This is a genomic window from Embleya sp. NPDC001921 (genome assembly GCF_053594475.1).
Window position 1 is genome coordinate 163,905 of sequence record NZ_JBSFEO010000022.1, and the last position, 14,860, is coordinate 178,764.

Annotated in this window: 11 protein-coding genes and 1 pseudogene; 6 read left to right on the forward strand and 6 right to left on the reverse strand. The window is 72.8% G+C overall.

Features of this window, described 5'->3' with window-relative positions:
• The first annotated feature begins 398 nt into the window (after window positions 1–398).
• The 5 genes from ACWCPW_RS25515 (at window position 399) to ACWCPW_RS25535 (ending at window position 6,516) form a co-directional block, all read left to right on the forward strand.
• Entirely contained in the window at window positions 399–1,559 is a 1,161-nt protein-coding gene (locus ACWCPW_RS25515) for a serine hydrolase domain-containing protein (protein ID WP_449763921.1), read from the forward strand.
• A gap of 162 nt (window positions 1,560–1,721) precedes the next feature.
• Complete coding sequence (locus ACWCPW_RS25520) at window positions 1,722–2,672, forward strand: PhzF family phenazine biosynthesis isomerase (protein ID WP_449763922.1); 951 nt, start codon at window positions 1,722–1,724, stop codon at window positions 2,670–2,672.
• Window positions 2,673–2,974: 302 nt separating this feature from the next.
• Window positions 2,975–3,568, forward strand: a complete 594-nt coding sequence (locus ACWCPW_RS25525) for a lytic polysaccharide monooxygenase auxiliary activity family 9 protein (RefSeq protein ID WP_449763923.1) — start codon at window positions 2,975–2,977, stop codon at window positions 3,566–3,568.
• A gap of 854 nt (window positions 3,569–4,422) precedes the next feature.
• Complete coding sequence (locus ACWCPW_RS25530) at window positions 4,423–5,778, forward strand: hypothetical protein (RefSeq protein WP_449763924.1); 1,356 nt, start codon at window positions 4,423–4,425, stop codon at window positions 5,776–5,778.
• 255 nt (window positions 5,779–6,033) lie between these two features.
• Complete coding sequence (locus ACWCPW_RS25535; protein ID WP_449763925.1) at window positions 6,034–6,516, forward strand: hypothetical protein; 483 nt, start codon at window positions 6,034–6,036, stop codon at window positions 6,514–6,516.
• A gap of 39 nt (window positions 6,517–6,555) precedes the next feature.
• Here the strand turns inward: ACWCPW_RS25535 and ACWCPW_RS25540 are convergent, their stop codons facing one another.
• The 4 genes and pseudogenes from ACWCPW_RS25540 to ACWCPW_RS25555 form a co-directional block, all read right to left on the reverse strand.
• A complete protein-coding gene (locus tag ACWCPW_RS25540) occupies window positions 6,556–7,377 on the reverse strand; it encodes a 4'-phosphopantetheinyl transferase family protein (RefSeq protein ID WP_449763926.1) in 822 nt (273 codons plus the stop codon).
• A gap of 147 nt (window positions 7,378–7,524) precedes the next feature.
• Window positions 7,525–8,343 carry an HAD family hydrolase gene (locus tag ACWCPW_RS25545; RefSeq protein ID WP_449763927.1) on the reverse strand — a complete coding sequence of 273 codons (819 nt, stop codon included), beginning with the start codon at window positions 8,341–8,343 and terminating at the stop codon, window positions 7,525–7,527.
• Window positions 8,340–10,771, reverse strand: a pseudogene (locus tag ACWCPW_RS25550) (phosphoribosyltransferase). Before ACWCPW_RS25550 ends, ACWCPW_RS25545 begins: the two are co-directional and overlap by 4 nt.
• A gap of 86 nt (window positions 10,772–10,857) precedes the next feature.
• Entirely contained in the window at window positions 10,858–12,030 is a 1,173-nt protein-coding gene (locus ACWCPW_RS25555) for an HpcH/HpaI aldolase/citrate lyase family protein (RefSeq protein WP_449763928.1), read from the reverse strand.
• Between the two features lie 249 nt (window positions 12,031–12,279).
• Between ACWCPW_RS25555 and ACWCPW_RS25560 the strand changes: the two genes are divergently transcribed.
• A complete protein-coding gene (locus ACWCPW_RS25560; RefSeq protein ID WP_449763929.1) occupies window positions 12,280–13,530 on the forward strand; it encodes a TerD family protein in 1,251 nt (416 codons plus the stop codon).
• A gap of 105 nt (window positions 13,531–13,635) precedes the next feature.
• Here the strand turns inward: ACWCPW_RS25560 and ACWCPW_RS25565 are convergent, their stop codons facing one another.
• Together ACWCPW_RS25565 and ACWCPW_RS25570 are read right to left on the reverse strand one after the other, a co-directional pair.
• Window positions 13,636–14,328: a TerD family protein gene (locus ACWCPW_RS25565; RefSeq protein ID WP_395872741.1), complete on the reverse strand. Its 693-nt coding sequence runs from the start codon at window positions 14,326–14,328 to the stop codon at window positions 13,636–13,638.
• Window positions 14,329–14,480: 152 nt separating this feature from the next.
• Window positions 14,481–14,860 (reverse strand): DUF475 domain-containing protein (locus ACWCPW_RS25570; RefSeq protein ID WP_449763930.1); only part of this gene is annotated, 380 nt, incomplete at its 5' end.

Here is a 14,860-nt window from a genome sequence, read left to right on the forward strand (position 1 = left end):
GGATCGCATGCCCGTACCGTTCCCGGCACGCCGCCATGCCCTCACCGTCCCACCCGGCACCGCGCCCGACACGGCGGGCGTCCCCATCGAAACCCGACCCGACCCGCGCCGCACGCGTACCCACTAACTAGAACGCAGTGGACCCCCCGGCCCGTCACGCGATTTCGCCCGGAATATCAAGTACGGCTCATATCCTGGCGATCGCACGAGACAACCGTGACCTGCCGGCCCGACCCGGCGCCATGCCCCATCGGCTCCGGCGTCCACCAGGACGGTCGGATCCCGCCGCCTCGGGCCGAGGCGGCGGGATCCGACCGCTTTGGACCGATGACGGTGCGCCACACGCGGAGTCCTGCCTGCGGACCCTCGACCGCATTCCCGCACGAGAAGGTGGCCCGATGAGCAGCCCGGCAAGCAACCTGCACGAACTCCTGAAGTCCCACGTCGACACCGGAGCTCTACCGGGCGCGGTGGCCCTGATCGCGCACCACGACCGTGTCGACGTCCAGGCGGTCGGCTCGCTCGACGCCGCCGGCACCCTCCCGATGGACCGCGACACGATCTTTCGCGTCGCGTCGCTCACCAAGCCCGTCGTCGCCGCCGCGGTGATGACCCTGGTCGAGGACGGTCGGTTCGCGCTCGGCGACCCGATCAGCCGCTGGTTGCCCGAGTTGACCGCGCCGAACGTGGTGCGTACGCCGGGCGGGCCGATCGACGACGTGGTCCCGGTGACCCGTCCGATCACCGTGTTCGACCTGCTCACCTTCCGGGCCGGGTACGGCTTCCCCTCCGACTTCGCACTGCCGGCCCTCGCGCCGCTGTTCACCGAGTTGGGCCAGGGACCGCCGCGGCCGCAAGCGGTCCCGGACCCCGACGAGTGGTTGGCCAGGCTGTCCCGGATCCCGATGCTGCACCAGCCGGGCGTGGCCTGGCTCTACAACACGTGCTCGGACATCCTGGGCGTGCTGATCGCCCGGATCTCCGGTCTGTCGTTGCCCGACTTCCTGACCGAGCGACTGTTCGAGCCCCTCGGCATGGTGGACACCGGCTTCTCGGTGCCGGCCGCCGATCTCGACCGATTCGCGTACTGCTACCGCACCTCGCCGTCCGGTGGCCTCGACCTGATCGACGCCCCCGACGGCCAATGGAGCAGCCCGCCCACCTTCCCCTCCGGCGCCGGCGGCCTGGTGTCCACCGTCGACGACCTGCACGCCTTCACCCGGATGTTGCTCGCCGAGGGCGGCGCCGCCGGCCGGCAGCTCCTGACCCCCGCGTCGGTGCGCCGGATGGCCACGGACCACCTGACCGCGCCGCAGCGGGACGCGTCCCGGCTCTTCCTGGAGGGCCAGGGCTGGGGCTTCGGCGGCTCGGTCGACGTCGAGCCCGTCGACCCCTGGAACGTCCCGGGCCGCTTCGGCTGGGTGGGCGGCACCGGTACGGCGGCACACGTGGTCCCGGCCACCGGCACGGCGACCGTCCTGCTCACCCAGGTCGAACTCTCCGGTCCCACACCCCCCACCCTGCTGCGCGACTTCTGGCGCCTCGCCTCCGGCACCTGAGCCGACGCCCGCCGGCCCGCCGGTCACCCGCGGGCCGGCGATCGCCGTCGGCCTCCTCCCGGCGCCCGACGGCCGGTCGCCGGCGCATCGTGCCGCCCCGGCCCGCGCCGGGCGTCGCCCACTCCAGGAATCTCTCGTCGACACAACGCGTTGGGCCACGACATGACGACACCGGATGCCGCAAAACCCCTCCGCTACACCGCCTTCTCCGCGGACCCGACCGGCGGCAACCCCGCCGGCGTCGTCCTGGCCGCCGACGGACTCACCGATCCGGCGATGCTCGCGATCGCCGCCGAACTCGGCTACTCCGAGACCGCGTTCCTCACCCGGTCCACGGCGGCCGACACCGGCACCGGCACCGGCACCGGCACCGGCACCGGCACAACGGTGGCCGACACCGCCGCGCCGGCCGCCGACCCCGCCCGCGCCTTCGACGTGCGCTACTTCAGCCCGCTGGCCGAGGTCCCCTTCTGCGGCCACGCCACCGTCGCCGCCGCGGTCGCGGTGGCCGAGCGGATCGGCCCCGGCGCGCTCGTCTTCGCCACCCGCGCGGGCATCGTCCCGGTCGACGTGGCAACCGACGCCGACGGCACCCTGCGCGCCACGCTGACCAGCGTCGAGCCGCGGCATTCCGCGGTTCCGGCCACCGATGTCGCCGAGGCGCTGGCCCTGCTCGACTGGGCCGCCGACGACCTCGACCCGGCCATCCCGCCGGCCTACGCGTACGCCGGCGCCCACCATCTGGTCCTGGCCGCCGCCGGCCGGGCCCGGCTGGCCGATCTGCGCTACGACTTCGACGGCTTGGCCGGCTTCATGCGGGCCCGCGACCTGACCACCTTCCAACTGGTCTGGCGCGAGAACGCGGACACCTTCCACGTCCGCGACCCGTTCCCGGTCGGCGGCGTCGTCGAGGACCCGGCCACCGGCGCCGCGGCGGCCGCCCTCGGCCACTACCTGCGGGCCCTGGACCTGGTTCCCGCGTCGGCCACGCTCACCCTGCACCAGGGCGACGACCTGGGCCGGCCCGGCGTACTGACCGTCGACCTGCGCGCCGACGACCCCCGGGTCCGCGTCTCCGGCGTGGCCGTCCCGATCCCGGACCCGCTCGGCTGAAATCACCGACCGTGACCGGCCGCGGCGTTCGCCAATTTGTGCCGGCACAGGTCCAGACCATTGCCCGCCCCGAGGCGGGCCTCCTAGCGTGATCGAGCGCACCCCGGTAACGAAGGCACGCGACTCGCGCAGGTCGCACCGAAGCGGTCCGCACCCGGACCGTGTGGCTGCACGTTCGGATGCGGATTCGACGGTCCCATCGACTCGACGACCACGCCCCGCGGCACCCGGGCGGGTCGGTTCGAGACCGCGCCGAGCGGTCGGCCGGTTCCGGCACGACTTCGTTCACGAGGAGAAGTTCCATGCGCAAGAGGACCATCCTGGCCACGCTGAGCGCGGCGGCGGTCGCGCTGCCCTTCCTGATGCTGCCGTCCTCGGCCTCCGCCCACGGGTTCATCTCCAGCCCCAAGAGCCGCTCCGCGCTGTGCGGCGAGGGCAAGGTCAAGAGGTGCGGCCAGATCCAGTGGGAGCCGCAGAGCGTCGAGGGCCCCAAGGGCTACCCGGCGGGCGGGCCCGCCGACGGGAAGTTGTGCGCCGGCGCGGACGGCCGATGGGCCCCGCTCGACGACCCGCGCAGCGGCGCCTGGCCGACCACCGCGCTCACCTCCGGCGCCACGTTCAGCTTCACCTGGGAGATCGAGGCCCGGCACTCGACCAGCACGTTCCGCTACTACATCACCAAGCCGAGCTGGAATCCCACCCAGCCGATCAGCCGCGCACAGATCGAGAGCACGCCGTTCCTGACCGTCCCGTACGGCGGCGCCCTGCCGGCCGCGCACACCGTGCACACCGGCACTCTCCCGGCCGGCCGCACCGGCCAGGCGCTGATCTTCGCGGTCTGGGACGTCGCGGACACCGACAACGCCTTCTACTCCTGCTCCGACGTCAAGTTCTGACCCGGATCCGCCGGTCCGGCGGCCACGCCACGCCATACCGCGCTGCGCCACGCCGCCGGGCCGGCCCCGGATCTCCCGGGGACCGGCCCGAGATCCGCGCTCGTCCCGGATACTCCACCACCCGGTCACACCACCGCCCCGGCAACGGCGGATCATGGCGCAAGAGGCGATCACCGCGCCCGGACCGGGCCGAAACGGCGCGACCGGGATGATCCCGAGCAGCAGGTGCGGGCGCCGAGGCGATCACATCGACCACCATCGAGCGCCCCTGCGATCGGCCGGCCCGTACGGCACGTCCGCCGCCGGATTCCCGACCGGCGCCGCCGCCGTGGCCGACACGGCCCGCGCGCGCGAGCCGGGCGCCCGCACGCCGAGCACACGCTCCTCGGCCGGCCCCGCGATCACCGACTGCCGGAAGGAAATCCCGGCGCCCTCTCTCCGGTCCGGCCCCGGCCCCGGCCTCCCGGCCCACCCCGACCACCCCGACCACCCCGACCACCCCGACCACGATCGCGTGCGGACCCTTCGCCTCGCCCGTCGCGGGCGCCGAGCCCGCCCGGCCCATCGCCGTAAGGGCCGCGCCGACGAGTCCGACGGCGAGTACACCGCGTCGGCGGTCGGTAAGGGAAAGGGAGGGGCAACGCACGTTCCGCCCTCGGTCGTCGCCTGTGGTTGTCGGTGATTGCCGGCGAGCCCGGGTGATGACACAGGGAGCGCACCCGCGCACTACAGGCGACAACTGAACCCGGCGCGGCCCATCCGTCCGGTCGGACACGCCCCGGGGGACGGTTGGTGGACCTCCATCGGACAGCACCTGGAAGGATGGGCAGGATGGAGTGGGCACGGTTCGCACGGTGACGGGAGCAGGCGTGGTGGTCGGATCCGCACGACGATCCCTCGGGGTCGGCCTTCCGCTGTCGATCACGCTCGCGCCGCTGCTCCTGGCCGTGCTCCCGGCCGCGTTCGCCGGCGAGACGCGCCCGTGGCGTCGCCGCAAGGACGCCGCCCGCTCGGCCGCGCTGGCCGCGCGCGAGGCGGCGGGCGAGGCGTTCCTCCAGCTCGACACCGCGCAACGGGACATGATGCTTTCGCTGGAGACGGTCCGGGCGGTCCGCGGCGCCCGCGGCACCGAGGACGCGCTGCGCGCCTTCGCCGCGGTGAGCCTGCGCATCGACGAGGCCAGCGCGGCGTACATCGCGCTGATGGACCGTCATCCGCTGGACGTCGAACTGGAGACCGACGAATACGAGGCGGCTCGCCGGGAGTTGACCGAGACCGCGCGCAAGCTCGACGCGGTCCGCCAGGACCTGGACCGGTTCGCCGGCTCGCTCGGCCCGCTGCTCGCCGACGCCGAGCACGCGCTGGGGCAGTTGCCGCCGGCCGTGGATCGGGCCCGTCGCGCCGCCGCCGAGGCCGCCCGTGCGGTCGCCGACACCGAGCGGGCGGGACTGGGCACCAGCACGCTCACCACCCGCCTGGCCGCGATCCGCGGCGACCTCGCCGAATTGGACAAGGGCCCGGCCGCGCTCGGCATCCCGGGCACGCTGGAGGTGGCGGGCCGGATCGAGACCTCGGCCGGCGAACTGCGCGCCGAGGCGGAACGGCTGCCCCGACAGCGCGAGGAGGTGACCAACCGGCTGTCCTCGCTGCGCACCCGCGCGCAGGCCCTGGAATCGCGACTGGCCGGCGTGGAACCCGCCCTGCATCGACTGCGCCGCGACTACGTACAGTCCTGCTGGACCGACCTGGAGCAGGTCCCGGCCAAGGCCCGACAGTCACTGGGTGTCGCGCACGCCCGTCTGGAAGAGGCCGGCACCTCGGCCGGACGCGGGGAGTACGCCGACGCGGTGAGCCGATTGGCCACCGCGCGGGCCACCCTCAAGGAGGCCGACGAGGCGATGGCCTCGGTCTCCGACCGCCTGCGCGCGCTGGAGGAGGTGGCCCGCGACCCCGAGGCCGAGTTGGAGCGCACCCGGTTCGCGCTGCGCGACGCCCAGCGGCTCGCGCTCGGCGGTCGGGCCAATGCCGAGGAGCGCTACGCCCGCCGCCTGGACGCCTTGGTCTTCCGCTTGGAGGCGATCGCCGCCGAGCCCGAGCAGCCGCGCCCGAACTGGTGGCGATTCCTCAGCGAGACCCGCGCCATCCGGGCCGAGGTCGCGGCCACGGTGCAGGTCATCCGCGAGGACCGGGCGGGCCCTGGACCGCACTGACATCACGTCGCGTCAGCACCTGAAATCAGAAAAGCGACATTTAACGCATATAACACACTTTACGCAACTCAGCGTAGTGAAATCGTCGCCGTGTTCGACCAGTCGGGTAAAGAATCGGCACCATCGCCCACCTTCCCGAAATTTAAGGTTTAAAGTCGTCGGACCGGCCGACTTCGGGACCTTGATCCCGATTCACGGGTCCGAAACCCCGTATGCCTCGCCGTCGACCACGATGCTGACACCGGGAAGTCGCACATGCCCGTGCTCTTGATGCCTTTGTTCGCGCTTCTCCTCGTCGTTCTCGCGCTGCCGAACCTGCGCGGGCTGCGCCGGGGGCCGCGTACCGCCCCCGCGCTGCCGCTGCACACGAACGACATGACCGACATGCATCGCATGATGGTCCTCGCCTACGAAGAGGAGCGCGCGGTACTGCATCGCCAGGCGGTCACGTGGCTGCACTCGCTCGGCCGCGGTCCACTGCGGGTGACCGACGCGCAGGCGGCGAGCGGCAACCGGGGCTGCGATCTGGTGACCCTGGGTGACGGCACCGTACTCGGCCTGTCCTCGACCGGGCTGGTCATGCACGAGCTGTGCGGCGCGCTCGACCGGTTCACCGAGGTGGCGCTGACCCGGGTGCGGGCCGCGCGGGACGGCTTCGAGCTGACCTTCGACATGGAGTGCGGCCGGCAACTGCACGCTCGGGCCGAACTACTGACCGTCCGCGGCGCCTGCGTCTGAGCCGGCCGGCGAGCCCGGCTCCGAGGCCCGTCCCAGGCCCTACGCCGGGCCCCGCTCCGGGCCTCGCTCCGGATCCGGGTCGACGCCCCGCTCCGAGCCCGTCTCCCGGATCGGCGACGCCCCCGCCCACCGCTCCACCACCGCGTACCGCCCGAGCCCACGCACCGCCACGGTCGCGGCATAGCCCACCCCCGGCGTCAGGTCGTACATCCGCACCGCCTCCTGCTCGCGGTGCGGATGTCGGCTTTCCGGGTCGGCCCACCCACCGCCCGAATCCCCCGCGGCCGGCACGGTCGCCGGCGGATCCGGCCAGTCCAGCAGCCGAGGCGGCTCACCCGCACCGGACACCGTCAGCTTGCGCGGATCCACCGTCAGGCCCAGCCCGTACACCTTCAGCAGCGCTTCCTTGCGGGTCCACCGGGTGATCGCGTCCACCGCCCGCGACCGCGTCGGAAGCCGGGCCTGCGCGGCCAGTTCGGCCGCCGACAAGGTGCCCTCGACGGTGGCGATCCGCTCCACGTCCACGCCGACCTCGGCGCCCTCGACCACCGCGAGCACCACCCGCTCGCCGGCGTGCGAGATGGAGAAGTCCAGGTCGGCCGGGCCGCCGAGGACACGCGGTTTGCCCCGGTCGCACCCGCACAGCCGGCACGCGGTGTCGAAGCGCACGTCGCCCGGGGCCACCTCCAGCCGAGCCGCGAGCACACCCCGGGCCAGCGCTCGGGCGGTGGCGAACCTGGCCTGATCGGCGGGCCGCCGATAGCGCTCGTACCTGGCCCGCTCGGCGCCGTCCAACCAGGCCCGCGCGACCGCGTCCGGATCCGGCTCCGCCCACCACACCGCACACTCGGCAGGATCCACGGCGCTTCCTCTCCCTCGTCGCGGCCCATTCAACCGTGCCGGACCCGAGGCCGCGCCTTCAATCCCCCGCCGAGACCGCCAAGACCACCGACCGGCGACCGGCGACCGGCGACCGGCGACCACCTGTCACCGACCACCTGTCACCTGTCACCGCACCGGCGAACGGCTCCGCTCCAGCAGCCAGGCCGCGATCCGCTCGCCCGCCGACACTCCCTGCTCGGTGAGCGCCTCGACGTGCGGCGCACCCCAGTTCGTATCGGCCAGCTCGCCGTGCCCCGGGCGCACCCCGGCGTCCGCCGCGCGCAGCAGTTCGATGTCCAGGAGCGAGTCACCCGCCGCGAACACCGCGTCCGCGCCGGCCCGCCGGGCGACCTCGCGCACCGCGTCACCCTTGGTCAGGGCCTCCGGGACGAAGTAGAGCTTGCGCCCCTGGAGCGAGACGCCGTAGCCGCGCTCGGCCGCCCACGCGGTCGTCTCCGGGACGAACTCCGGCGGCAGGTCCGCTCGTTCCACCACCAGGTAGGTGAACAGGTCCTCGGCCACCCGGAGTTTGTGGGTCCACTCGGGACGGGCGACCCGTTCCAGGTAGGCGACCACCTCGGGCAGCGGCGCGGCGTTCGCGGCCAGCGTCTTGCGCACACCCGCCTGCCAGTCCGGGTCGCTCTCGCCGTGCACGAGCAGGTGGCCGCCGTTCGCACAGATCGCGAACTCCGGCGCCCGGCCCGGCAGGACGATCCGCGCGTACTGCTCGCGGGTACGGGTCGTGGTGGGCACGAAGGTGGTGTGCTCGGCCAACTCGGCGAGCAGCCCGGCCGCGCCGCCGGTGACGAACGACATCGGCGCGCCGTCGTACAGCTCCACGCACACCAGCTCGGGCGTCGGGTCCGTGGCGGCCAGGCCCAGTCGGGCGGCGGCCTTCGAATAGATGAGGGTGCGGTCCAGGTCACTGGCCACCACGATGCTCACGCGTTGCCCCCGTCCCGGCGAAAGCCCGGCTTGACCAGGCCCACGCACGAGTACGGCAGGTCGTCCACGTCGACCACCGGCACCTCGCGCTGGGCGGCGAGCATGCGCACGTGGTCCAACTCCGCGCCGACGCCCTTGCGGGCCAGGATCTGCCACGGGACCCGGCGCAGCAGCACCCGCGTGGTCTCGCCGACCCCGGGCTTGATCAGGTTGATGTTGTCGATCTCGTACTCGGCGCCGATCCGCTCCACCGCGCGCCATCCCTCCCAGGTCGGCGACCGGTCGCTCGCGGCCAGCAGCGGCTGATCGCGCGCCACGTCCTCGGCCACCGCGCCGAACCGCGCCGTGACGGCGTCCAGGAACAGGCCGGACACGTCGACGTCGGCCAGTTCGGCGTAGAACTTCGCGCCGTGGAACTCGTCCGGGCCGATCAGGTCGTCCCGCAGCACGGTGCGCGAAACCAGCCCGGACACCGTCGAGTTCAGGCACGCGGACGGGATCAGGAAGTCGTCGCGGGTGCCGTAGGTGCGTACGCACGAGCCCGGATCGGCGAGCACCGCCAGTTCCGGGTCGAAGCGCATGCCGGTGGTCTGGGCGGTCAGTTCCAGCGCGTCGGACAGTTCCCGGGTGATCGCGCCCTTGCCGGTCCAGCCGTCCACGAAGACGATCCGCGACGGGTCGAACTCGCGACCCAGCCAGCGCAGCGCGGTGGTGTCGATGCCGCGTCCGCGCACGATCGACACGGCGAAGTGCGGCAGCGTCAGGCCGTGCGCGCGCTCGGCCCAGCGGCGCATCAGCACGCCCACCGGGGTGCCGGCGCGGGCGAGCGAGACCAGTACGGCGTCCCGGCCGCGCTCGGCCAGGATGGTCTCGGTGACCACGCCGACCGCGTGCGCGATGCGGTCCGCCGAGGCGTCCAGCGCGGCGTGGAACAGCGCCTGGTACTCGGGCGAGGGCTGGTACTCGATCGGCAGCGACTCGGCGTAGTGCGCGCCCGCGTGCTGGATCGCCTCCTCGCGCTCCTCCAGCGGCGCTTCCAACTCGACCGCGGACAGATCCTTGAGCAGCCACGCGACCTCGTCGGCGGCGTACGAGGAGAACGCGGGCCCGTACAGCGGGTCCGGCAGCTTGCCGGTGTCGTGCCCGTGCGGGCTCGGCGGGTGGTTCATGACCTGCGCACCTCGGGGGTGAAGGAGGGGACAACGAGCAGACCGACGTGGTCGGTGACCCGGGACAGCGCGTCCAGCAGGCCACCGGGCGCGTGCAGTTCGGGGGTGTCGGCGACCGAGTCGACGACGATCAGCACCTCGTCGAACCGCCGCGCGGGGTCGGTGCCGGCCGCGACGTTGTACGCGTAGCGGGCGCCGGGACCGTCGGCGGGGTCGTCGTGGGAGGGGAATTGCAGCCGGGTGCGGATCGCGTAGCCGGGATCGTCGACCGCCAGCACCGGCGAGCGGGTCGTGGTCGAGTAGCGCACCTCGACGTCCGCGCCCACGTGTTCGGCCAGCGCGCGGGCCAACCGCAGTGGGGTGTACATCAGTTCCTCGAAGCCGAGCACCAGGATCCGCCGACCGAGCACCCGCTCGGCCAGCGCCGCGCCGAGCGCGGGCAAGGCCGCCTCCAGCGCGTCCTGATCGGCCTGGGTGAACCCGTGCCGGCCGCCGTCGGGCAGGTCGGCGGGCCAGTCCAGGTCGAGCGTGCGCACGCGGCCCGCCCCGCCGCTCTCGGGCCGCTCGCCGTCGTGCGCGGCCACCAGTTCGGTACCACGCGCGAGCACGTCCTCGGGCAGCGCGACGGTGCCCGAGGACAGGGCCACCACATCCACCCGGGCGCCGAGTTCGGCCGCGAAGACCTCGAACTCGGCCCGGTCGGCCGGGCCGCGCACGTCGATCAGCGCGGCGATCACGTAGTGCGCGCGCGGCGCCACCGCGTGCAGCGCCCGGATGGTGTTGGCCACCGTTCGCCCGGTGGACAGTTCGTCGTCCACCAGGACCAACGGCCCGCTTCCGGCCAGAAGTTGCGGATCACGCGGCAGGATCAGGTGCGAGGTGGCGTGCGAGTGCTCCTCCTCGAACGCGCCGAACTGCGCGACCCCGGCCACCGGGCGCCGGGTCGAGTGCAGGTAGGTCGCCCCGGGCAGCGCCTCGGCCACGCAGTGCCCCAGGCCGGTGGCGGTCTCCGCGTACCCGAGCACCACCGGCGTCGGCTCGCCGGCCAGTACCGCCGCCACGCGCGCGCCGAGGTCGCGACCCGCGTCGTGGACCACCTCGGGTCGTTGCGGGATGTGCTTGCCGAGCACGGTGGACACCAACAGGTGGGCCCGGCGCGGGTTCCGCCGCAGCGCGAGCCCGACCAGCGCGTCGAGTCCGTCCCCCGCGAGCGTCACGTCGAGCCGCTCGGCGACCCAACTCCCCGACCAGGTTTCCATCCGATGTTCCCTCAACCCACGAACCCGCTTCCCTGATACCCGATCGAATCCCACCGCCCCGGGACGCTCGGGCCCCGGTGGCCGGTTCACTCCATGCCGGCCGCGAGCAGGTCGACGAAGGTGACCTCCTCGCGCGCGACGCCGAAGGCGTGCGCCCGGCGCAATATCGCCTGGGCCCAGGCCCGGTGCGGCTTCACCTCGTTCATCTTGTTCGTGTACGCCGAGCGCAGCACCCCGCCGCCGGCCGCGCTCTCGGCCAGGATGTCGGTGGCGTCGCAGTACTCCTCGTGGGTCACCACGGACATCGCGTGGATCACCGCCACGTGGCTGGGGTGGATCGCGGTCTTGCCGAGCAGGCCGTTGGCCTTGTCCAGTTCGAGTTCGCGGATCAGCCCGTCCAGGTCGGCCGAGATCAGCCGGGTACGCAGCTCGACCGCCTCGTCCGGGTCCTCGGCCTCGGCGAACGGCGTGCGCCGCAGTTGCGGCTTGAACAGCCGCTCGCCCTGCGGGAAGTACTCCCACACGGGTCCACTGATCACGTGTCCGGTCCCGTCCGCGCGGCCGAACACGTTGACGATGTCGCCGATCAGGCCGGCCACCAGGTGCACGTCGTACGCGGTCAGATCGCGCGAGCGGCGCAGCGCGTACGCCGACTGGAAGTCGGTGGCGCCGATCCGCACCGCCAGGATCCGGTCCCGGTGCGCGCCGATCAGCTCGGCGAGTTCGGCGAGCACCGCGCGCCGGTGTTCGATGTAGGCGATGGACGGCGATTCCAGCACCGGCATCGCGTACAGCGGGCGCCCGCTCATCGCGATCGCCTCGTCCAAGGCCTTGAGGTAGCGCGCGCCGCTGTCCGGCTCGAACTTGGGCAGTACGAACCCGGACAACACGTGCAGGGTGTCACCGAGGCGCTCGGTCAGGTCGGTGATCTGCTCCGGGTGCCGGACGCGGATGAACAACAGCGGGCCCTCGGCCCCGGAGCCCGCGAATTCGGCCAGTTGCTCGACCAGGTTCTGCTCGGCGCCGACCACCTCGCGGTCGTCGATCGAGTCCTCGAGGCACAACACCATCGAGGTCACACCGCGGGCTGCCTGCTTGACGATGTCCGCCGCGAGCGTGCCACGGGTCGCGGGGCAGTACAGCGTCGCGCCGAGCGCCGAGGCCAACACGGCGGGGTCGCTGTCCCGGTCGAAGGTCCCCGGCGGGCGGTGGAACAGATGATCGCGGACCGCATCGTCCAGGTAGCCGAAATGCCGCATCGTGTTCTGATCCCCCTCGACTGACGGTGGTGGTGGCAAAGGCGCGATGGGGCGGGAACCCGTACGCGCCCTGGGTTGTTCCGAAGGCGCATTCGCGCCGAGCCGGTGAGCCGCCGGCAGGCGCTGCCTACGGTAACCGAAAAGCAAAATCGAAGACGTACGATCCGGTTATAGGACCATGTGTTCACACAATCGTCACGAGCACGCCCCACGTTGAGCGCAGCTCCTTCGGGACGGCAGGATGGGTGCATGACCCAGGTGATGTCCAAGGGAGCGAATACGGCCCTCCCTTCCCGGTCCGTGCGCGTGGTGCTCGAATGGCGGCCGGGAGCCGGTGTTCCGGACATGGACGCCTCGGCTCTGCTGCTCGGCGCGGACAACAAGGTGCGCGGCGACCACGACTTCGTCTTCTACAACCAGCCCCGGCACCCGTCCGGCACGGTGGTGCACGAGGGCAAGAAGACCGCGTCCGGCCACAGCACGGACGGCGTCCGGGTGGACGTCGCCGCCCTCGGCGCCGATGTGCAACATGTGATCGTGGCCGCGTCCGCGGACGGTGGCACGATCGGTTCGGTGCCCGGCCTCGTCCTTCGACTGTACGACGTCGACGGCGGCGGCGAGCTGCTCAACTTCCCGATCGCCGGAGCCACCAGCGAGACGGCCTTCGTGTTCGGCGAGATCTACCGGCGCGGCGACCAGTGGAAGTTCCGCGCGGTCGGGCAGGGCTACGCGAGCGGTCTCGCGGGCCTGGCGACCGATTACGGGATCAGCGTCGACGACGAACCGAGCGCCCCGGCGCCGGCTCCCGCGCCGACGCCGCCGCCGGTGCACCAGTCCCCGCCGAGCGCGCCCGCCCCGCCGGCGTACCGCGACGGCCCGCCCGCGCCGCCCTCGTACCAGGAGCCGGCCCCCACCGCCGTGTTGCCGCAGCCGCACTACGGCCAGGGCACGCTGCCCGCCCCGCCCGCGCACCGGCAGGCCCAGCCGCAGGGCGTCCTGCCCATCTCCGGCAACACGCCGTACGGCGGCGCGCCCGTGCCGCCCCCGCCGCCGCGCCACGACGGCCCGATGATCCCGCCGCCGCCGGCCCCGCACACGATCGGCGGGCCGCCCCCCGGCTACCCGCACACCCCCTCCGGCGGCGCCTCGGTCCCGCCGCCGCCCGCGCACGGCGGCACCCCGCCCCAGGGCTTCCCGCCGCAGGGCACGCCGGCGCACGGGATGTCCTTCCAGACCCCGCCGGGCGTGATGCACATGCCTCCGGGCGGCCCTCGGCTACCCGCGCCGGGCCAGTACCCGCCCGGTCCCGGCGGACCGGGGCAGGCCGGACCGTACACGCCCTCGCACGGCGCTCCCATGCCGCCCGGGATGACCCCGCCGCAGGGCATGGGCATGCCGCCCCAGCAGCAGTACCCGGGCACACCGCCGCAGGGTCAGGGCGGTCCGCCCCAACTGCGCCGACTGGACACCCCGCCACAGGGTCCGCAGTTCCAGGGCTGACCGAACCAGGCCCCGTGCGTGAACGCCGCCGCACCCGCGGCGGGGTTCAATCACGGGGCCGCTACCGGCGGGCGAGCACCGGTGCGGCGGCCACCGGTCGGGCGATCACTTGTAGCCGCGCGCCCACAACAGCCCCCATCCGTACTCGCGGTCCAGCTCGGCCTGGTATCCGTGCACGTAGCGCACCTCGCGCCGCACCACGATCTCGTCGCCGTGGTTCTCCACCACCGCCACGGCGCACGTGTGCGCCTCGCGCGCGTGCTCGTCCAACCGCACCTCGATCGGCAGCCCCGAGTTCGGGAACAGCGTGACCACCCCGTTGACCTGGTCGAACGCCGGGATGCCCTCGTAGATGTAGACGAAGATCAACAACCGGCGCACGTTCCGCGCCTGGTCGATGTTGATGAACAACGTCTCGCCCGACGCCGAGCCGGACCGGTCGTCGGTGTCCAGCCGCACGTAGGGCGGCTGGCTGAAGGCCCCGTAGAGGTTGCCCAGCGCCTGCACGACGCCCTTCGAGCCGTCGCTCATCTCCCACATGCACCCGAGGTCGAGGTCGATCTTCTGCGGCAGCGGCGGCGACTGCACCGCCAGCGGCCGGAACAACCCGCCGCTGCGCTGGCGCGGCGGCGCCTCCTCGACCTGTGGGTTCCAGTGCAGATTGACCCGCAGCGTCCCGGTCGCGGAACCCGCCTGGGTCAGCGAGACCTCGGGCGTCGAGCGGGTCAGCGCGACCTTGTGCCCGCCGTGCTCGGGCTCGCGCTCCATCAATCCCCGACGCCAGTCGAAAAGCGGCATCAAGCCCTCCCTGATCCCCCGGCCGGTGCGCGTACGCGTAGTGGCGGCTTCAGTACACAACATAACGGGGCCGGAAAAAACCGGTACCGCGCCCGAAGCGGTGCTCGGGCGCGGTACCGGTCGTGGTGCCGCGTGCGGGGTGAGGCCGAAAGCTAGGCGTCGACCTTCACACCACTGCTGTTCTGCCCCGGAACGTGTCCGATCCGCTTGTTGCGCATGATCGAGGAGACCAGCGCGACACCGATGAAGCCGACCCCGACCAGGCCGGTGATCACCTCGTGGATCTCCCACTTGATCGACACCAGCAGGATGCTCGCCAGCGCGCCGATCGCGTACATCGCGCCGTGCTCGAGGTACACGTAGTCGTCCAGCGTGCCCTGGCGCACCAGGTAGACGGTGAGCGACCGGATGTACATCGCGCCGATGCCCAGACCCAGCGTGATCATCAGCAGGTCCTGGGTGATCGCGAACGCGCCGACCACACCGTCGAAGGAGAACGACGCGTCGAGGACCTCGAGGTAGAGGAACATGA

Excerpts from the sequence above, each read along its gene's own strand:
- ACWCPW_RS25515 (WP_449763921.1), top strand. The coding sequence starts at position 399 with ATGAGCAGCCCGGCAAGCAACCTGCACGAACTCCTGAAGTCCCACGTC.
- ACWCPW_RS25535 (WP_449763925.1), top strand. The coding sequence starts at position 6,034 with ATGCCCGTGCTCTTGATGCCTTTGTTCGCGCTTCTCCTCGTCGTTCTC.
- ACWCPW_RS25520 (WP_449763922.1), top strand. The coding sequence starts at position 1,722 with ATGACGACACCGGATGCCGCAAAACCCCTCCGCTACACCGCCTTCTCC.
- ACWCPW_RS25555 (WP_449763928.1), bottom strand. The coding sequence starts at position 12,030 with ATGCGGCATTTCGGCTACCTGGACGATGCGGTCCGCGATCATCTGTTC.
- ACWCPW_RS25565 (WP_395872741.1), bottom strand. The coding sequence starts at position 14,328 with ATGCCGCTTTTCGACTGGCGTCGGGGATTGATGGAGCGCGAGCCCGAG.
- ACWCPW_RS25560 (WP_449763929.1), top strand. The coding sequence starts at position 12,280 with ATGACCCAGGTGATGTCCAAGGGAGCGAATACGGCCCTCCCTTCCCGG.
- ACWCPW_RS25525 (WP_449763923.1), top strand. The coding sequence starts at position 2,975 with ATGCGCAAGAGGACCATCCTGGCCACGCTGAGCGCGGCGGCGGTCGCG.